The sequence below is a fragment of the Halorubrum persicum genome, assembly GCF_002727125.1.
Taxonomy (GTDB): domain Archaea; phylum Halobacteriota; class Halobacteria; order Halobacteriales; family Haloferacaceae; genus Halorubrum; species Halorubrum persicum.
Genome location: NZ_NHOA01000009.1, coordinates 16,543 through 35,760, shown reverse-complemented (window position 1 = coordinate 35,760; position 19,218 = coordinate 16,543). Strand labels below are relative to the sequence as shown.

At 69.7% G+C, this 19,218-nt stretch carries 17 protein-coding genes; 3 read left to right on the top strand and 14 right to left on the bottom strand.

The features are described from left to right. The first annotated feature begins 3 nt into the window (after nt 1-3). Entirely contained in the window at nt 4-417 is a 414-nt protein-coding gene (locus DJ69_RS01560) for a DoxX family protein (protein ID WP_099253994.1), read from the top strand. A 20-nt stretch (nt 418-437) separates the two neighbouring features. Here DJ69_RS01560 and DJ69_RS01555 read toward each other — a convergent pair whose 3' ends face one another. The 5 genes from DJ69_RS01555 to DJ69_RS01535 all read right to left on the bottom strand — a co-directional run bounded on the left by DJ69_RS01555 (nt 438) and on the right by DJ69_RS01535 (nt 4,519). Then, nucleotides 438-1,514, bottom strand: coding sequence for a CNNM domain-containing protein (locus tag DJ69_RS01555; protein WP_099253993.1), 1,077 nt, complete (start codon nt 1,512-1,514; stop codon nt 438-440). 88 nt (nt 1,515-1,602) lie between these two features. Further along, nucleotides 1,603-2,925 carry a histidine--tRNA ligase gene (hisS, locus tag DJ69_RS01550; protein WP_099253992.1) on the bottom strand — a complete coding sequence of 441 codons (1,323 nt, stop codon included), beginning with the start codon at nt 2,923-2,925 and terminating at the stop codon, nt 1,603-1,605. Nucleotides 2,926-3,011: 86 nt separating this feature from the next. Then, on the bottom strand, nt 3,012-3,467 hold the full coding sequence (locus DJ69_RS01545) for a DUF892 family protein (RefSeq protein WP_099253991.1): 456 nt from the start codon (nt 3,465-3,467) through the stop codon (nt 3,012-3,014). 104 nt (nt 3,468-3,571) lie between these two features. Continuing rightward, entirely contained in the window at nt 3,572-4,165 is a 594-nt protein-coding gene (locus DJ69_RS01540; protein ID WP_099253990.1) for a DUF7411 family protein, read from the bottom strand. Beyond that, a complete protein-coding gene (locus DJ69_RS01535; RefSeq protein WP_099253989.1) occupies nt 4,166-4,519 on the bottom strand; it encodes a DNA-binding protein in 354 nt (117 codons plus the stop codon). A gap of 123 nt (nt 4,520-4,642) precedes the next feature. Here DJ69_RS01535 and DJ69_RS01530 point away from each other — a divergent pair, with 123 nt between their 5' ends. Continuing rightward, complete coding sequence (locus tag DJ69_RS01530; RefSeq protein WP_099253988.1) at nt 4,643-5,749, top strand: 60S ribosomal export protein NMD3; 1,107 nt, start codon at nt 4,643-4,645, stop codon at nt 5,747-5,749. Nucleotides 5,750-5,839: 90 nt separating this feature from the next. On the opposite strand, the gene DJ69_RS01525 is transcribed toward DJ69_RS01530, so the two are convergent. After that, nucleotides 5,840-6,031, bottom strand: a complete 192-nt coding sequence (locus DJ69_RS01525; RefSeq protein ID WP_099254016.1) for a UPF0175 family protein — start codon at nt 6,029-6,031, stop codon at nt 5,840-5,842. Between the two features lie 377 nt (nt 6,032-6,408). After that, a complete protein-coding gene (locus DJ69_RS01520) occupies nt 6,409-8,322 on the bottom strand; it encodes a helicase C-terminal domain-containing protein (RefSeq protein WP_099253987.1) in 1,914 nt (637 codons plus the stop codon). A gap of 103 nt (nt 8,323-8,425) precedes the next feature. Between DJ69_RS01520 and DJ69_RS01515 the strand changes: the two genes are divergently transcribed. Further along, complete coding sequence (locus tag DJ69_RS01515) at nt 8,426-10,495, top strand: AMP-dependent synthetase/ligase (RefSeq protein ID WP_099253986.1); 2,070 nt, start codon at nt 8,426-8,428, stop codon at nt 10,493-10,495. Between the two features lie 48 nt (nt 10,496-10,543). On the opposite strand, the gene DJ69_RS01510 is transcribed toward DJ69_RS01515, so the two are convergent. From DJ69_RS01510 to DJ69_RS01480, 7 genes are all read right to left on the bottom strand, one after another. After that, nucleotides 10,544-11,854 (bottom strand): tRNA (N(6)-L-threonylcarbamoyladenosine(37)-C(2))-methylthiotransferase, encoded by a 1,311-nt coding sequence (locus DJ69_RS01510; RefSeq protein WP_099253985.1) that lies wholly within the window; start codon nt 11,852-11,854, stop codon nt 10,544-10,546. A gap of 112 nt (nt 11,855-11,966) precedes the next feature. Continuing rightward, nucleotides 11,967-12,284, bottom strand: coding sequence for a helix-turn-helix domain-containing protein (locus tag DJ69_RS01505; RefSeq protein WP_099253984.1), 318 nt, complete (start codon nt 12,282-12,284; stop codon nt 11,967-11,969). Between the two features lie 107 nt (nt 12,285-12,391). Beyond that, the gene (locus DJ69_RS01500; RefSeq protein ID WP_099253983.1) at nt 12,392-14,938 is read right to left on the bottom strand and encodes a hybrid sensor histidine kinase/response regulator; all 2,547 of its coding nucleotides are present in this window, start codon (nt 14,936-14,938) and stop codon (nt 12,392-12,394) included. Nucleotides 14,939-15,051: 113 nt separating this feature from the next. Then, entirely contained in the window at nt 15,052-15,921 is an 870-nt protein-coding gene (sucD, locus tag DJ69_RS01495; protein ID WP_099253982.1) for a succinate--CoA ligase subunit alpha, read from the bottom strand. Further along, nucleotides 15,918-17,063, bottom strand: a complete 1,146-nt coding sequence (gene sucC / locus DJ69_RS01490) for an ADP-forming succinate--CoA ligase subunit beta (RefSeq protein ID WP_099253981.1) — start codon at nt 17,061-17,063, stop codon at nt 15,918-15,920. Before sucC ends, sucD begins: the two co-directional genes overlap by 4 nt. Nucleotides 17,064-17,206: 143 nt before the next feature. After that, nucleotides 17,207-18,616, bottom strand: a complete 1,410-nt coding sequence (locus tag DJ69_RS01485; protein ID WP_099253980.1) for a class II fumarate hydratase — start codon at nt 18,614-18,616, stop codon at nt 17,207-17,209. A 200-nt stretch (nt 18,617-18,816) separates the two neighbouring features. Further along, nucleotides 18,817-19,140: a BolA family protein gene (locus DJ69_RS01480; RefSeq protein WP_099253979.1), complete on the bottom strand. Its 324-nt coding sequence runs from the start codon at nt 19,138-19,140 to the stop codon at nt 18,817-18,819. Nucleotides 19,141-19,218 lie beyond the last annotated feature (78 nt).

Sequence of the window (19,218 nt, the reverse complement as noted above, 5' to 3'; positions counted from 1 at the left end):
CGTATGACCGACGACGACCCGACACAGCCGACGGAACCGCCAGCCGACGCCGGAGACGCGCCCTCGCGGCTCGGCCGCGTCCTGCTCGGGGTCGGCCTCGCCGCGCAGGCCTCCGAGGACTTCCGCGACATGGACGACACGATCGAGTACGCCGAGTCGGCGGGAGTGCCGGCGCCCGATCTCGCCGCCCCGTTCGCGTCCGGGATGATGGTGGCCGCGGGCGTCGGGATCGCGCTCTGGCGGCTCCCGCGGATCGCGACCGGCGCGGCCGTCGCCTTCCTGACGGTGGTGACGGCGACGATGCACGACTTCTGGAACGCCGACGAGGACGACAAGAGCGGCGAGCGGCTCGCCTTCTTCGGCAACCTCGCGATGCTCGGCGGGGCGCTGGTGTTCCTGCGCGAGGCGTTCAACTGAGGCCCGCAGAGCGCGGGCCGCTACAGCTCGTCGGCGTCGAGCGGGTCCTCGAGCTGTCCCATCACCGCTTCCAGCGCGTCGGTCGCGGTGAGGAGCCCGACGGTCTCGCCGTCCCCGAGCACGAGCGCGATCTCCTGGTTCTCCGCTTGGAACCGGTCGTACGCGTCGCTCGCGTTGGCGTCGGCCGAAACCGTCATCGGCGGCGCCGCGATCTCGGCGAACGTCACGTCCCCCCGCTGGAGGGCCTCGAAGTTGGAGACGATCGAGGGGGCGTACACGATCCCCTCGAACTCCTCCGGCGACTCGCCCACGAGCGGGAAGCGGCTGTGCGGCGTGTCCCGGATCCGGTCGAAGTTCTCGGCCGGCGACGCGGCCGTCGACAGCGAGACGATCTCGCCGACTGGCGTCATGATCTCGGTCACGTCGACCTCGTCGACGGCGAGGGCGTTGAGCACTTCCTGGCGCCGCTCCTCGGGGAGTTCGACCTCCTCCATCATCGACCCGAGGCGCTTGCGGAGCTCCGCGCGCGTCTCCAACACCTCGCTTTCGGCCTCCGTCCACGACCCCGTCATCTCGACGCCGAACAGCCTGAGGGTGGCTTTCGCGACCCAGTCGCCGACCTTGATCACCGGGGAGATGAGCCACGCGAACCAGTACAGCGGCCGCGCGCCGTACTCCGCGACCTGCTTCGAGCGCTCGACGCCGAGGTACGTCGGGGTCTGTTCGCCGTGGGTGAGGTGGACCATGTTGATGATGAAAAAGCCGAGCAGCGACCCCGCGCCGGCGGACGCGAACGCCGTGTTCTCGAACAGCGGCGCGAACAGCGCGGCGAGCCCCGGCTCCGCGACGATACCGAGCGCGATGCTCGTCCCGGAGATCCACACCTGACAGGTCGTCAGGTAGAACTCCAGATCGTCCGTCATCTCCCACGCGCGCTGCAGTCCGGGGGTGTCCATCTCCGACTCGGGGTACTGTCTGAGGCGCGTCAGGCCGAACTCGATCGCCACGAAGTACGCGTTGATCAGGATGAGGGCGACGCCTGCCGCCACGCGGAGGCCGACCTCGCCCGGAGGCATCGCCGTCGACAGCGGGGTCATCGTCTTCAGGTCCCGGCGCGCGCTTGAAAAGCGTTGAGGGGGGAGTCGGCTGACGGCGGTCGGCGACGCGGCGGGACGCGCCGGGGGGTTACTCGTAGTCCTCGTACGTCGGCAGCCCCTCTTCAGGCGGGAACTCCTCGACCGGCACGGTCGTCTCGTCGCCGCTGTCCATATCCTTCACCGTGTACTCGCCGTTCTCTAGGTCGCGCTCGCCGACGACCACGACCGTCTCGGCGTTGATCGAGTCGGCGTAGCCGAGCTGGGCGCCGAACGAGCGGTCGGAGACGTCCTGTTCGACGACCACGTCGTCGCCGAGCGCGCGGAGGTCGCGGGCGAGCGCGGCGGCCTCGCCGCGCGTGTCGCCCACGCTCAGCACGTAGTAGTCGGTCGAAAGCTCCTCGTCGGGCCAGACGCCGGCGCGCTGACAGAGGAGTTTGAGGGTGGCGTGACCGGGCGCGACGCCGACCGCGGGCGTGGGCTGGCCCCCGAAGCTCTCGATGAGGTCGTCGTAACGACCGCCGCCGAAGACGGAGCGGGACACCTCGCCGGTCGAGTCGAAACACTCGAAGACGACGCCGGTGTAGTAGTCCAACCCGCGGGCGGTCGTCAGCGACACCTCGCAGAACTCCCCGGCGCCGAAGTCGTCGGCGGCGGCGAGCACGTTCCGGAGGTTCTCGACCGCCGCCTCGACCTCGTCGCCGCCGGCCTCGGCCACGGCGTCGAGGTCGTCGGCGGTTTCCACGTCCGCGATGAGGGCGTCGAACTCGCGGGCGGTCGCGCGGTCGAGCCCGGCGTCAGAGAGGAGTCCGAGGTACTCCCCGTCGCCGACCTTCGCGCGCTTGTCGACCGCGCGGATGGCGGCCGCGGTGTCGACCGCGTCGGGGTCGTCGGCGAGCGCCCGGACGAGCCCGCCGAGGATGTCGCGGTGCGAGACCCGGAACTCGAAGTCGTCGCCGGTGAGCCCCAGACTCGTGAGCGCGTCGGCGGCGACCGCGAGCACCTCGGCGTCGGCCTCGGGCGCCGAGGAGCCGAACACGTCGATGTTCGTCTGGTAGAACTCACGGAAGCGCCCCTGCTGGACCTGCTCGTAGCGCCAGAACGGGCGGGTGGAGACCCACTTGATCGGCTTCGAGAGCTCCTGGCCCTTCGCGACGACCATCCGGGCGACCGTGGGGGTGAGCTCCGGCGTCATCGAGACGCCGCGCCCGCCCTTGTCGTCGAAGGCGTACAGCTCCTCGACGATCTCCTCGCCCGACTTGTCGACGTACATCTCCGTCCGCTCCAACGCGGGCGTGGCGATCTCGCGGAAGCCGTACCGGCTCGCGGCGTCCTCGATCGCGTCCGTCACCTCGCGACGAGCCGACTGCTCGCCGGGGTAGAAGTCGCGGAATCCCTTGAGGCCGTCGTACATGCACGTCGGTTCGACGAGCGTCCGCTTGAAAGCATCCTTTCGGTGCGGGATCGCACCGGCCGGCTCCCGAGCGCCGCCCGTCCCGCCTAGTCGCGCTGGTACTCCTTCTGGAACCCGCGGAACTCGGTCCGGTGGGCCTCCTCGTCGGAGAGGAGCGTCACGGCGAGATCCTCGGTGACCGGATCGTCCGCGTCCTCCGCGGCGTCGATCAGGCTGCGGTAGGTCGCGATCGCGCCCTCCTCGGCGTCGAGGACACCGTTGATCACCGACAACACGTCGGTCGAGTCCGCGGGCGGCTGTAAGGAGTCCTGCTTGGCCGTGAACTCCGCCGACCCCGGTGGGCGCGCGTCGAGCTGTTTGAGCCGCTGCCCGAGCTGCTCGGCGTGGCCGAGCTCCTCCTGGATGTCCTGCTGGAGGCTCTCTTTGATCTCCTCGGCGCGGACGCCGTCGAGGACGATGGCGTTCGTCTGATAGTTCATCACGGTCTCGATCTCGTCGGCGTAGGCCTCTCGAAGAAGCTCGACGACTCGTTCGGATGACATACGCGAAGCAACGAGCGCGGGGTCAAAAGTCGTTCCGGCGATCCCGGCTCGGCGAGAACTCGGCGGTCCCGCCCGGAGCGACGCGCGCCGGGCGCACACGCCGGTCAGTCGTTCCGGCCGTGCACGTACGTCTGGTCGTGGTCCGGGAACACTTCGGCGACGGTCTCCTCGCCGTGTTCGCCGGCGATGAGCGTTCGCAGCTCGTCCTCGTAATCCGCCTTCGGGACCTCTTCGCTCGGCCCCTGTTGGACGTCGAACGTCTCCTCGACGAGCCGGTCGACCGCGTGGCGGCCGAACCCGGAGAGCGGGGAGATGTAGTCGATCCCGTGGCGGTCCTCCAGGCTCTGCGCCTGGGCCCGCGACACCGTGGGGACTCGGTCGTCACGGCGCGTGCCGTCGGCGATCGCGTCGACGTCGCGGCTCGCGATCGCCTCCAAGGCGTGCTCGTGAACGCGCTGGATCCCGTTCCGCGGGTAGCCGTCGTCGATCATCGTCCGGGCCGCCTCCTCGGCGACCGCTCGGTCGAGGTCGACGCGCTCGAAGGGGAACCCCAGCTCCGTGGCCGCGCGCTCGGCGTGCTTCCAGTCCTCCGTGAGCCCGAAGCTCCCGGTGACGCAGCGCACGTCGTAGAACCGGTCGAGCAGGTGAGCGGCGAGCGAGGAGTCTTTCCCCCCGCTGTACAGCAGCGCGAGCTCCATCTATCGCCGCTGGATGTCGAAGCTCTGCTGGTCGGGCTGGAGTTCTTTCAGGAGGTCGCGCATCTGGTCCTCGTCGATCTGTCCCTGAACCCGGCCGCTCTGCGCGAGCGCCGCGACCTGCTGTTTCACCTTGTCGCCGAACTCCGGCTTGGACATCGCGACCGCGTTGAGCCGCTGCCGCGCGCCGTCCGTGAGGTACTGTTTGAGCACGGCCTCCTGTTGGGCCTCGGCGCGCTCCTGTGCCTGCTGTTGGGCCTCCGCGTCGGCGCCGCCGCCCTGCTCGCGCTCGCGGAGCTCCTGCATCTTCTTCTCTCGCAGCTCTTCGAGCCGTTCGTCGTCGGGGTTTCCGCTCATACGCACCCGTTCTCGGTCCGTGCGAAAAACGATTTCGGAGGGATCGGGTCTCGCGGTGGCTCCGGCGCCCCCGAGCGGGGCGGTCCGCGCCGCTTAAACGCCTCCTCGGCGTAGCCGCCGGTAATGAGCGAGTCGCGGGAGTTCTGTCCCCGGTGTGGCGACGCCGTCCCGGAGCGGCGCGAGCCGCTTCCCGGCGACCCCCGAGGGCGGGACGCGCTGCTGTGTGACGACTGTTACTTCGAGGACTTCGAGCTGGTCGACGCGCCCGACCGGATCGAGGTGTTGGTCTGTTCGGGCTGCGGGGCCGTCCGTCGCGGCGAGTCGTGGCGCGACGTGGGCGCGCGCGACTACACCGACGTTGCCGTCGACGAAGTCGCGGAGGCCCTCGGGGTCCACGTCGCCGCCGAAGACGTCGAGTGGGGCGTCGAACCCGAGCAGGTCGATGAGAACAACGTCCGGATGCACTGCCGCTTCTCGGGGGTCGTCCGCGGGACGCTCCGTTCGGCGGAAGTGACGGTCCCCGTGAAGATCTCGCGGGGGACCTGCGACCGGTGTGGCCGCATCGCCGGCGGCTACTACGCCGGGGTCGTGCAGGTGCGCGCGGACGAGCGCGATCTGATGTCGGCCGAGCGCGCCGAGGCGCTCGACATCGCCGAGTCGTACGTCGCCGATCAGGAGGCCGACGGCGACCGCGAGGCGTTCATCACGGAGGTCAACGAGACCGACGACGGGCCGGACATCAAGCTCTCGTCGAACCGGCTCGCGCAGAACGTCGCGACGCGGATCACGGAGTCGCTCGGCGGGAGCTTCGAGTCGTACCCGACGCTCGTCACCGAGGACGGCGACGGCAACGAGGTGTACCGGGTGACGTTCGCGGTCCGCCTCCCGCGCTACGCCGAGGGCGAAATACTCGACCCGGAGGACGGCGACGGCCCCGTGCTCGTCACCAGCGTCGCCGGTCGGCTCCGCGGCGTCCGCCTCGCTACGGGCGAGGAGTACACCTCGGAGTTCGAGGACGCGGCGGCCCCGGACGCGACCCGACTCGGCCGCCGAGACGACGCGACGGAGACGACGGTGGTGACGGTGGAAGACGAGAACGCGATCCAGGTGCTCGACCCGGTCACGTACGAGGCGAAGACGGTCCCGAACCCCGCCTTCGTCGACGGCGACGAGGACTCCGTGCTCGCGTTCGAACACGGCGGCGAGGTTCACCTCGTCCCCGAGGCGTAGACGGCGCGGGCGGAAGAGCCCCGTCTGGGCGCCGCTGCCCGTCGTCGCTGCGAAAGAGAAGAAATCCGTCGTCCCGCGTGTCGCCGTCGGTCAGTCGGCGTGGGCCGGCTGCTCGTTACCGAGCGCGGCGGCGCGCTCCGACTCGGTCACTTCGATCCCGCGACGCTCCAGCTGGTCGATGAACTCTGCCTCGCTGAGACCGGCCTGTGCGGCCGCCTGAGACAGTGTCAGTGTACGTGCACCGTACAGCGTCAGCGCGGTCGACAGACCCTTTGTTGCCATATCTACCATACCGGCGTGATGGTTTATGAAGGTTACTAATCGATTGAGGTTCCTGATACACCTTATACGATATATATTGACGGTTGATCAATCCGTGGGTGTATAATGCATACTGAACGGCCCCTCATTCAGTTGGCGAGGGGAGACCGGCGCCGCTTCGGCCGCTGACCCGCGCCCGCAGGAGTTATCACGCTCTGCGGTCGTATCCGGTGTATGGACAGACAACAGCTGTTCGCGCTGTTCTTCGCGTTCCTCATGGTCAGCTCCATGGCCGCGTGGGGCGTCACGCTCCTGTAAGCGCCGAACGGAACCGGTCCGGCATCCCCCGATCCCCGTCGCTGATCGGTGTCCGCGACACCCTCCCTCACCGGTGTCTCCTAGCCGTCGCCCCAGACGTCTGAGAGCGGGTGGTCCTTCCGGCGCTCAGCGTCCGCTTCCGAGCGCGTTCGCGTCGCTCCGTCCCCCTCGCCGCTCCCGGCGGTCGACTCCGACTCCGTCCCGCCGGACGCGCTCGAACCGTTCGTACGGGAGCCGCCGCCGTGGCTCCCGCGCCCACCCGATTCGTTCCCGAGGGTCCTCCCGCGCTCGCGGGCCGCCCGGGACGGCCCGGACGGCGCGGCGTCGATGCCGGCCAGCGCCGCGTCGGGATCGAAGTCGGGCAGCGTCGGCGTCGTCATCGCGTCGATCTGGTCGCGGAACCACGGCGGCGTGTCGGCCTCCGCGCGGTCGAAGAGGTCCAACAGCGAGTCGTCGGCGAGGTACGTCGCCCCGTGGTCGTCGGGTGCGCGCACGACGCGTCCGCACGCCTGAATGACGGTCCGGAGCGCGGTCCGGTGATACCACGCCCACTGGTCGTCGGCGAGCCGGCGGGCGACCCGAGAGTCGTTGGTGTTGCGGTACGGCGCCTTACACACCACCTGCCAGCGACAGAGGTCGCCTTTCAGGTCGAGCGCCTCCTCCATCTTCACCGAGACGAACACCTCCGGGTCGTCGCTCGCCTTCCACGCCGCCAACTCCGCGTCGCGGTTCGCGCGGTCGTGTCGGCGGACCCGCGCGGCGACGCCGAACTCCCCGAGCAGCTCCGTGAGTCGACCGGCGATATCGTACGAGTGCGCGTGGATCAACCCCTTCTCGTCGGGGTGTTCCGCCATCAGTCGGACGATGAGCCGGGCGATCTTCGGCACCGTCTCGTCGCGGTGCTCGTAGGTCATCTGCCCCTGCGTCACGTCGTACAGGGGGCGGTGCGCGAGCGGGAACGTGTGCTCGACGTCGACGAGGGCGACGTTCGCGGGGTCGAGGCCGACCCCCCGGCAGAACGCCTCCTTCGAGAGGATGGTCGCGGACAGCAGCGCGAACGTGTTCCCGCGGTCCCACACGGTGTGCCGGAGGTAGCGGGCCGGATCGAGGGGTTTGATCGCGAGCGCCGACCCCTCGCCGTCGGGCTGGTCGACGACCCACGTCGTCGGCGACTCCGGGTCGCGGTAGTCCTCCAGGAACCAGCCGAGCTCGCTGATCAGCTCCTGCAGGCGGTCCCGACGCGCGACCTCCTCGCGGTCGAGCTCGGGGCGACCGGTCAGCTCGTCTTTCGCCCGCTTGGCGGTGTCCCGGAGCGACGCGGCGAACCGCGCGGTGCGGTCGAGCGCGTCCTCCTCGGGGCCGGCGTCGGCCGCCACGTCGGGGACTCCGACCTCGTCCCACACCGGGACGCGGTCGGGCGAGAGCTCGATCGTCGCGTACATCTCCGCCCACTCCGCGAGCCCGTGGGCCTCGTCGATCACGACGGTGTCGCGCTTGCGGAACACCTCCGAGCCGGCGGTCCGCATGAAGTACGCCAACGTCATTGCGGCGTAGCGGTTCCCGGAGGCGATGGCGCGGTCGGAGAAGTACGGACACCGGTGTTTCACGGAGCAGTCGAACCCCTGCTGGCGGACGCAGGGGGCGCGGTTGACCGGCGTGTCGTGTTCGCCGGGGAGGATGCAGTCGTAGTTCGATTTCCCCCGGATGACCGCCAGATCGTCGAGCAGGCCGTCCGCCTCCACGTCGTCGATCTGCGACACCTGCGGAGTGGTGTAGTAGGCGCCGGTCGCCTCGCTCGGGGCCGTCTCCTCGACGGTCGCCGACGCGCCCATGATCGCCCGCGCGAGGAGGGACTTGCCGCTGCCGGTCGGCGCGCGCACCAGGACGACATCGTTGCCGGCCGCGAACGCGTCGCGGATGTCCGCGAGCGCCCGCTCCTGTGCCCCCCGAAAGCTCGGGGCGGGGAACTCGGCGGGGATCCGATCGGGGTCCACAGAGGTCCCTCGCCCTCTCTCGGGATTAAACCCTCGCGTTCCGCCCCCCGAATGAACTCGAAACTACCCAATCGTTTATACTGTTTGGGCGGGAGTTCGTGGTATGAACTGGCGAGAGGCGGAGCGGGAGTTCGCGGACGACGTGGTCGCCCGAGAGACGCTCCCGCGCATGTTCGAACGCGCCGCAGAGCGCAACGCGGACCGGCTCGCCCAGCGGTACAAGGGCGGGATCTACGACCGGTCGTTGGTCTCCGCCGGGGTGCTTCCGCCAGCCTCCGCGGGCGAGTACGCCGACGTGACCTACGCCGAGATGCGCGCGATCGTCCGGCGGCTCGCGGCCGGCTTCCGCGAGCTCGGCGTCGACGGCGACACCCGCGTGGCGCTGTACGCGCAGACCCGGATGGAGTGGGCCCAGACCGACTTCGCGGCGCTCGCCGCTGGCGCGACCGTCACGACCGTGTACGCTTCCTCCTCGCCGGCTCAGGTCCGCTACCTGATCGAGGACCCGGAGGCGACCGTCGTCGTGGTGGAGGACCGCGAGCTGCTCGACGAGGTGCTCGCGGTCGCCGCCGACCTCGAACACGATCTCGACGCGATCGTCTCGTTCGACGACGTGGACGCGACCGATCTCGACGCGGAGCTCGGCGGCGCGGGTGCCGACGCCGACGCCGGCCTCTCCGCCGACGACGTGTACAGCCTCGGCGAGGTCCACGCCCTCGGCGACGACGCGTTCGACGAGGACGACTACCAGTCGTGGATCGACGCGGTCGACGCCGACGACCTCGCGAGCCTCATCTACACCTCCGGCACGACGGGCAAGCCGAAGGGCGTCCGGCTCACCCACGCCAACTTCCGGGAGAACGTCAACCAGTGTTACCGGCGGTTCGCGAACCGCCCGGACCGCGACCCCGACGTACCGGGGATCAGCGCCGCGTCGACGACGCTCTCGTTCCTCCCGCTCGCGCACGTCTTCGAGCGGCTCGCCGGCCACTACATGATGTTCGCGGCGGGCGCGACCGTCGGCTACGCCGAGAGCCCGGACACCCTGCGCGAGGACTTCGGGCTCGTCCGGCCGACGACGACCACGAGCGTTCCGCGCGTCTACGAGAAGCTGTACGACGCGATCCGCGAGCAGGCGGGCGAGTCGCCGGTGAAAGAGCGCATCTTCGAGTGGGCGGTCGGCGTGGGACAGGCTCACCACGAGGCCGACGACCCGGGCGCCCTGCTCGACGCGAAGCGCGCGATCGCCGACCGGCTCGTCTTCTCGTCGGTCCGCGAGGCGATCGGCGGCAACATCGACTTCTTCATCTCCGGCGGCGGGTCGCTGTCGGCGGAGCTGTGCGCGCTGTACCACGCGATGGACCTGCCCATTCTGGAGGGGTACGGACTGACTGAGACTTCTCCCGTCATCAGCGTCAACCCGCCAGAGGAGCCGAAGGTCGGCACCATCGGCCCGCCGGTGGTCGACACCGAGATCGCGATCGACGACACGGTCGTCGGCGAGGAGGTCGCGGACCTCGCGGGCGACGTGGGCGAGCTGCTCGTCCGGGGTCCGCAGGTGACCGACGGCTACTGGAACCGCCCGGACGCGACCGCGGAGGCCTTCACCGAGCCGGATCGGCTCCCGGAGGACGCCGTTCTCGCCGGGACGCCCCCCGCCGAGCGCGAGGGCGACCCCGACGAGCCGTGGTTCCGCACGGGCGACATCGTCCAGCTCCGCCCCGACGGCTACGTCGCCTTCCGCGAGCGCGCGAAGCGGCTGCTCGTGCTCTCCACCGGGAAGAACGTCGCCCCCGGCCCGATCGAAGACCGGTTCGCGGCGAACGAGTTCGTCGAGCAGTGCGTCGTGCTCGGGGACGGTCGGAAGTTCGTCTCCGCGCTGATCGTCCCGAACTTCGAGAAGGTGGCCGCGTGGGCGGACACGCGCGGCGTCGATCTCCCCGACGACCACAGGGGAATCTGCAGCGACGACCGCGTGCGCGATCGGATCCAGGAGGAGATCGACCGCGTCAACGAGGAGTTCGAGCGGTACGAGCGGATCAAGCAGTTCCGTCTCGTCGACGAGGAGTTCACCGAGGAGAACGACCTCCTCACGCCGACGATGAAGAAGAAGCGGCGCAACATCTTGGACCGCTTCGCCGACGAGGTCGAGATGATCTACGAGGAGGCCTGAGCGTACGAGGAGGTCTGCGCGTACGAGGAGACCTCACGGCGCGTCCCGTCAGTCGTCGCCCGGGACCCGACCGGCGTCGTCGGCGCCCGCGGCGTCCGAGGCCGTTTCGTCGACCGGGTCGCCGAACGCGTACACCGTGTTGTGACCGGTCACCTCCACCTCCACGAAGTCGCCCACCGCGACGCCGCGTTCGGTCGCGTTCTGGACGATGATCTGGCGGTAGGCGCCGTCGCGGCACTTCACGGAGTCGCCGGTCCCCTCCTCGACGACGAGCACCTCGAAGCGCTCGCCGACCATCGACTCGTACGCCTCGCCGACGACCTCCATCTTCAGCTCCGACATCGCCTTCGAGCGCTCTTTCTTCACGGTCCCGCCGAGCCCCTTCATGTCGGCGGCGTCGGTGCCGGGGCGCTTCGAGAAGCGAGTGACGTTGATCTTCTCCGGGCGGACCTCGGCGAGGAGGTCCATCGACCGCTCGTGGTCGGCCTCGGTCTCGGTCGGGAAGCCGACGATGAAGTCGGTCGAGAGCGTCCAGTGGTCGAGCCGGTCGTCGAACGTCTCGACGATCTCCCGGAACTTCTCGACGCGGTGTTGACGGCGCATCTCCTCGAGCACCTCGTCGGAGCCCGACTGGACCGGCGCGTGGATGAAGTCGTACAGCTCCTCGTTGTCGGCGAACACGTCGGCCAGCTCGTCGTGGATGCCGTGGATCCCGCCGGGGTTGGCCATCCCGAGCCGGACGCGAAAGTCGCCGTCGATGTCGCAGATCCGGTCGAGCAGCTCCGGGAGCTTCCGGTCGCCGTCGTCCCAGCCGTACACGCCGGTGTCCTGGCCGGTCACTCGGATCTCCTTGGCGCCCGCGTGGACCAGCGCGCGGGCTTTCTCGACGTTCTCCTCGACCGACGGGGAGTCCACCCGCCCGGTCGCGAACTTCGTGATGCAGTACGAGCAGTTGCTCATGCAGCCCCGCGCGATGGGGAGGATGCCGACGACGCCGTCGACGACGGGCTCGGCGTCGGGCGTGACCGTCGGGCACTCGCCGTTGAGCACGTACGAGGGGACCTCGTCCCAGTGGAGGATCTCGGCGTCGACGTCGGCCTCCTCGAACGCCTCGCCCTGCGCGAGCGCCATACAGCCGGTGACGACGAGCTCCGCGGTTACCTCTTCCAGCTCCTCGGCGCGCCGGAGCATGTTCCGCTCCGTCTTCTCGACGACCGTACAGGTGTTGAGGATGGCGACATCCGCGTCTTCGGGACCGTCTGCCGGGCGGTGGCCGCCGTCGCGCAGCGCCCGCTCTATCTCCCGGCTCTCGCCCCGGTTGGAACTACAGCCGTACGTTTCGATGTGATACGTCGCCATCGAGTGGGCTCACTACCGGTCGCGCGGGCAAAAACGCGACGGATCGGGGGAACGGGAGATCGAGGGAAGGGGATCGGGCGAAAACGGACCGGGAAGCGAAACGCGGTCGGCGTCAGTCCTCGGCGACCGCGGTCGCCGTCGGCGCTTCCGCGTCGGGGTCGGAGGCCGCCTCGGGATCCGAGCCGGTCGACCGCTCCGACTCGGGGACGGTGGCGTAGACGGACCGCCGGGCGTCTTTGGGACAGAGCCCCTCCTCGACGAGCCCGACCTCGGTGAGCTTCTCGACGGCGAACCGAACGGTCCGAGTCGAGAGACGCGTCTCCTCGGCGAGCCCGGTCTGGTCGAACCGGCCCTCCTCGTCGAGGACGTAGTAGACCAGTTTGGCGCTCGGCGGGAGCGGCTCGAGCAGCTCGCGGGTGCCTTCGTCCATACCCAATACGCACGGTCGAGTCGGGCATAACCGTGACCCGGGTGTGCGCAGATCTCGCACGTCCACGACCGTTTTATATACACCGTCGGTCGCAGCGCGTCCCACTGTCAGCGGTCGGTCCGGAACTCGAACCGCGCGCCGTCTTCGTCGATCACGTCCATCGACCACCCGTGGGCGGCCGCGATCTCGCGAACGATCGCGAGCCCGAACCCCGTCCCGCGCGGGTCGTTCGACGTTCCGTACTCGATCGCTTCCTCGGGATCGATCTCGAAGCCGCCCCCGTCGTCGGCGACGTAGAAGCCGTCCGCGAGCGCCCCGACGCTGACCGCGACGCTCCCTGCGTCGGCCGCCGACTCGGTGACCCCGTGTTCCACGCTGTTCGTGAACAGGTTCTCCAGCAGGGTCCGCAGGCGCTCCGGGTCGGCCTCGACGGCGAGCGTCCGCTCGGGCAGCTCCAGCGTCGCGTCCGCGGTGTCGACGCTCCGCCACGCCCGCGCGGCCGCGTCGGCGAGCGAGACGGACTCCAGTTCGTCGACGGTCCGCCCCTGTCGCGCCAGCGCGAGCAGGTCGTCGATGAGCTCCTCCATCCGGTCGTGCGCGGCCGCGATCCGTGCGAGTTCGTCGAGCGCGTCGTCGTCGTCGATTTTCGTCCGGGCGATATCCAGCCGCCCGGCGGCGACGTTGAGGGGATTCCGGAGGTCGTGGGAGACGAGTCCCGCGAACTTCTCCAACCGATCTATCTCCCGCTGCAGCTCCGCGTCGCGGTCGCGGAGCTGGGCCGTGCGACGGGCGTCGTCGAGCGCGACGGTGACGTTCGCGCCGAGCACCCGGGCCAGCTGTATCGCGGTGTCGTCGAAGAACCCCGGCTCCCGGGAGCCGAGCGGCATCACGCCATGGTCCCCGAGCGGAACGACGAGCAGGCTTCGGTGTTCGCCGTAGCCGATGGCGGTGTCGACCGCGTTCAGGTCGTCGACGACGATCGACTCCCCGGTCTCGAACGCGTCCCACAGCCGTCCGTCGCCGGGACCGAACGCGGGTCGCTCGCCGAGCGCCTCGGTCGCTTCCTCGCTGAGCGCGGTCGGCAGCAGCGCCTCCGCGTCGGGGTCGTACAGTCGGACGCCGCTGCTCGGGAACCCCAAGATGTCGACCGCGGCCCGCGCCGCCAGCGCCGCGATCTCCTCGCGGTCCCCGCCGCGGAACATCTCGCGGGTCGTCTCGTGGAGCCGCCGGAGGGTGCGCTCGATCCGCTTCTGCTCGCCGATGTCGGCGTAGACGTTGTAGATGATCGTCTCGTCCGGCCGCTCGACGGGAATGACGTTGAGGATGAAATCGCGGAGCCCGTCGGCCGTCTTCCGGCGCACCTCCCGGCGAAGCGGCTCGTCGGCGGCGATCACCGCCGCGGGGTCGATGTTCGGTTCGTCGTCCGGAACGACCTCCTCGCGGATCGTCTCGTAGTCGTTCCCCGCCTCGGAGAAGCCGAACGTCTCCTCGAACGCCCTGTTGGTGGCATCGAGCCGGCGCTCGCTTCCGTCCCCGCCCGCCGTCCTGGCGACCGGCAGCGGCAGGTCCTCGAACAGCGCGGAGAGCCTGTCGCGCTCCGCCCTGAGTGCGTGCTCCGTCTCGAGCTGTTCGAGCGCGTCGGCGGCGTGGGCGGCCAGCAGCTCGGCGAACTCCACGTCGCCGCCGTCGAACGCGGCGTACCCGTCCGAGACGGCCTGAAACACCCCGTACGCTCCGATCGGAACGCTGATCGCGGAGCGGATGTCGTCCGCCACCGGTTCGGCCAGTTCCTCCGCACCGGCGCGGGCGTCCGGATCGCCGGTCGCCGAGTCGGACTCCGCCCTGCCGCCGCTCCGTCCCGGACTCTCCGGATCTTCGAGGGCGTCCGGATCCGCGGGGTCGACGCTGAGACTGTCGACGACGATCGTCCGCTCGTCGGCGGCGGTGGCTCCGACGACCCCCTCGCCGACGGCGAACGTCCTGACTTCGTCCTCGCCGACGCTCGCCGAGCGCGCCGCGGGGACGAGTTGGTCGCCGCGGCGGTGCAGCGTGACGCAGCGGTTGAAATCCAAGATCCCCTCGGCGGCGTCGACGACGCGCTCGAACACCTCGGCGGCGTTCTCGGCCGCCGACACGTCGGTCGCGAACTCGTGGATCGCGGTGACCTTCGCGTTCACCTCCCGGAGGTCGCGCTCGGCCCGGCGGCGGCTGAGGGCGTTTTCGACGCTGTTCGCGAGCATCTCGTACCGGTCGCGGCTCACCCCTTTCTGGAGGTAGTCGGTGACGCCCGCCGAAATCGCCTCGCTCGCGATCTCCTCGCTCCCCCGTCCGGTGAACAGCACGAACGGGAGTCCGGGGTCGATCGCCCGGGCCTGTTCAAGCAGTTCGAGCCCGTGAGTCCCGGGCATGTTGTAGTCGCTGACGACGCAGTCGACCCGCTCCTCGCGGACGACGTCGAGCGCCTCGGTCGGCGAGGTCCGCGTCACCGTCTCCACCCCGTCGAGGAGGCGCTCGACGTGCGTGGCGGCGAGGTCGGCCGCGCCCGGCTCGTCGTCGACGAGAAGCACCCGCCGGGGCCCGCCCCCGGCCGGCTCCGATCCCCGGAAGGCGTCGACCTCCGGCCCGCCCCGGTTGACCGTGGGATCGGTATCCATACCCACACCTCACGCTACGAGTAATTTTACCTTTCGTTCCGGCGACCGAAGCTGAGAACGGCGCGAAAACGGGTGTGACGGAGCGGCTGCTCCGTGCGGCGCGCGGAACGGCGCTACAGGAACTCTTCGACGTGGTCGGCGACTTCCTCAGGGGTGTCGCCGACGGGAACGCCGGCCTCGTTGAGCGCGTCGATCTTCGACTGCGCCGTGCCCGTGCCGGAGCCGGAGACGATGGCGCCCGCGTGGCCCATGCGCTTGCCCGGCGGCGCGGTGCGACCGGCGATGAAGCCGGCGACCGGCGTGTCCATGTGTTCGCCGATGAAGCGGGCGGCCTGCTCCTCGTCCTCGCCGCCGATCTCGCCGCACATCACGACCGCGTCGGTGTCGGGGTCGGCCTCGAACGCCTCGAGGGCGTCGATGAAGGAGGTCCCGATGATCGGGTCCCCGCCGATGCCGATGGCGGTCGACTGGCCGAGCCCGCGCTCGGTGAGGTTGTCGACCACCTGGTAGGTGAGCGTGCCGGAGCGGGAGACGAGCCCGACGTTCCCCTCGGAGAAGATGTTGCCGGGGAGGATGCCGAGTTTCGACTCGCCGGGCGTGATGATTCCCGGGCAGTTGGGGCCGAGGAGCCGCGTGTCGGTCTCGCTCAGGCGCTTGTTCACCTTCGCCATGTCCTGGGTCGGGATCCCCTCGGTGATCGCGACCGCCAGATCGAGGTCCGTGTCGAGCGACTCGAAGATCGCGTCGGCGGCGAACGCCGGCGGCACGAAGATGACGGAGGCGTCCGCGTTCTCCGCTTCGACGGCCTCGTCGACGGTGTCGTAGACGGGGACGCCGTCGACCTCCTGGCCGCCCTTGCCGGGCACCGCGCCGGCGACGACGTTGGTGCCGTACTCGATCATCTGGCCGGCGTGGAACTTCCCTTCCCCGCCAGTGATACCCTGTACCACGACGCGCGTGTCGTCGTCGACGAAAATGCTCATTGGGTCACCTCCTCGGCGTTCTGCACCGCACGCTGGACCGCGTCCTCCAGCGTCTTCTCGACCTCCACGAGGTCCGTGTTCAGGATCTCCATCCCCTCCTCGGCGTTCGTGCCGGCGAGCCGGACGACCACCTTCTTGGGGATCTCGTCGAACTGCTCTAAGGCCTCGTTGATCCCCTTCGCGACCTCGTCGCCGCGGGTGATCCCGCCGAAGATGTTGAACACGACGGCGTCGACGTTCTCGTCGGAGAACACCATGTCGAGCGCCTGCGTGACGCGTTCGGCCTTCGCGCCGCCGCCGATGTCGAGGAAGTTGGCGGGCGCGCCGCCGTAGTAGTCGACCAGGTCGAGCGTCGTCATCACGAGACCGGCGCCGTTGCCGATGATGCCGACGTTCCCCGAGAGGCGGACGTAGTCGAAGCCGTACTCGCCGGCCTTCCGTTCGAGGTCGTCCTCGTAGGACTCCTCGGCCATCTCGGCGAGGTCGGGCTGGCGGAACAGCGCGTCCTCGTCGATGTTCATCACGGCGTCCGCGGCGACCACGTCGCGGTCGTCCGTGATCATGACGGGGTTGACCTCGATCTCGGAGGCGTCGTTCTCCTCGTAGAGGTCGTACAGCGTCGAGAGGATCGAGGCCACGTCGAGCGCCACGTCGGCGTCGACGCCCGCCTCGTAGACGACCTTACGGGCCTGATACGGGTGGAGCCCGAACGCGGGGTCGACGTGCTCGCGGGCGATCGCGTCGGGGTTCTCCTCGGCGACCTCCTCGATGTCGACGCCGCCCTCGGTCGAGACCATCAGGACCGGCTTCCCCTCGCCGCGGTCCATGGTGACGCCGACGTACAGCTCGTCGACGAAGTCGACGCCGGCCTCGACGAGGACCTGATCGACGGTGTACCCCTTGAGGTCCATCCCGAGGATCTCCTCGGCGTACTGCTCGGCCTCGTCGCGGTCGGTCGCGATCTTGATCCCGCCGGCCTTGCCGCGGCCCCCCACGTGGACCTGCGCCTTGATCGCGGCCGGGTAGCCGATCTCGTCGACCGCGTCGAGCGCTTCGTCGACGGTCGTCGCGAGCCGGGAGTCCGGTACGGGAATCCCGGCGTCGGCGAAGATACTCTTCGCTTGATGTTCGTGTAGTTTCATCCATTTCGAAGGGCGGGAGACTCCGGCTTAAATTGTGCCGATCCGGCGCGAATGACTCCTCCCGGCGCCGGCAAGCGACGCCGGAGGACCCGGCGGTCTCGATCGTTACCGGCGATCAGTCACCCACAGTCAGTCGCCGACGGTCAGTCGTCGTCGCCGAGGATGACGCGGTGGGTCATGGCTTCGGGGTCGAGCACGTCGTCGGCCTCCGCCTCGGTGAGGTACCCCTCGCTCACGGCGACCTCGCGGACGCTCTTTCCGTCCGCGAGCGCCTTCTTGGCCACTTTCGACGCCTTGTCGTAGCCGATCGCGGGGTTGAGCGCGGTCGCGAGCGCCATCGACTGCTCGACGCGCGTCTCGCAGTACTCCTCGTTGGCCTCCAGCTTCGCGACGAAGCGCTCGCCGAACGTCGCCGCGGCGTTCGAGAGCAGCTCCGCGGACTCGAGGAAGTTGTGCGCGAGGACGGGCTTGTAGAGGTTCAGGTCGATCTCGCCGCGCGCGGCGCCGGCCGAGATCGCGGCGTCGTTGCCGACGACCTGCTTGTGGACCTGATTGACCGACTCGGCGACGACCGGGTTGATCTTCCCCGGCATGATCGACGACCCGGGCTGGTTCTCGGGCTGCTCGACCTCGCCGAGCCCGTTGCGCGGCCCCGACGCGAGCAGGCGGAGGTCGTTGGCCATCTTGTTCATGCTGCCCGCGATCGTGCGGAGCGCGCCGTGAGCCTCGGCCATCGCGTCGTGGGCGGCCTGCGCCTCGAAGTGGTTGTCGGCCTCGCGGAACTCCGTCCCGGTCTCGTCGGAGATGTACTCGGCGGCGAGTTCGGGGAAGTCGGGGTGGGTGTTGAGCCCGGTGCCGACCGCGGTGCCGCCCAGCGCGAGTTCGCGGAGGTTCGACTGGACGCTCTCGGCGCGCTCGATACCCTTCGCGACCTGCGTCCGATAGCCGCCGAACTCCTGCCCGAGCCGGATCGGGGTGGCGTCCTGCAGGTGCGTCCGACCGGTCTTGACGACGCCGTCGAACTCGGTCTCCTTGGCCTCGAGCTCGGCGTGGAGCGTTTCGAGCGCGGGCACGAGGTCCTTCTCGACCGCTTCGAGGGAGGCGACGTGCATCGCCGTCGGGATCACGTCGTTGCTCGACTGCCCGTAGTTGACGTGGTCGTTCGGGTGGACGACGCGGTCGCCGATCTCCGCGCCGGCGATCTCGGCGGCGCGGTTGGCGATGACCTCGTTGGCGTTCATGTTCGAGGAGGTGCCGGAGCCGGTCTGGAACACGTCGACCGGGAACTGGTCGTCGTGCTCGCCGGCGATGACCTCGTCGGCGGCGGCGACGATCGCGTCGGCGGTGTCGTCGTCGATGAGGTCCAGATCGCGGTTGGCCTGCGCGGCGGCCTTCTTCACGACGCCGAGCGCGCGGATGAACCGGCGGCTCATCGGGATCCCCGAGATGGGGAAGTTCTCGACGGCGCGCTGGGTCTGTGCGCCCCAGTAGGCGTCCGCCGGCACCTGCATCTCTCCAAGGCTGTCCTCCTCCGTGCGGTAATCCTCACCCATGCGTGCGCGTTCCCGGGAGACCGGGTAAAAGCTACTGGAAGCGGCCGGCGTTCTCGCCGCGCGGGAAGCCGGGTCCCGCGCCGGCCCCAACTCGAACGAGACCGCCAGCGCGGCGGCCCCCGAACGGATTCCTCCGAGGGCACGACGGGGGCGTATCACACGGGTCGACGGGGTGGTCGGCGGGAAACGATCGCAGGCCCCTACGTCTTGTCGACCGGAAACAGCCCGGCCTCTCGGAGCGCCTCGTCGAGGCTCCCGTCCCCGTGTTCCGCGTACGCTTCGGGGGTGTACGTCTTGATCTCCAAGGCGTGAACCGACCGGGTCATGTGGTCGCCGACGGCGTCGTACACGCGCTGGTGCTGGTCGACGAGCGACTCCCCGTCGAAGGCGGGCGAGACGACCCACGCCGCGAAGTGAGCGTCCTCGTCCTCGTCGTCGTGGACGCGGGGGGTCGTCACGCGGGCGACGGCGTCCGGGATTCCCTCCTCGATGAGCTCGGCGATGTCCGCCGGGTCGATGGTCATACTCGCCGTCGGGGCCGCCTCGGCAAAAAGCGCCCGCATGATCGGCGTCCGTCGCGCGTTCGGTTCCGGCTCCGGGTC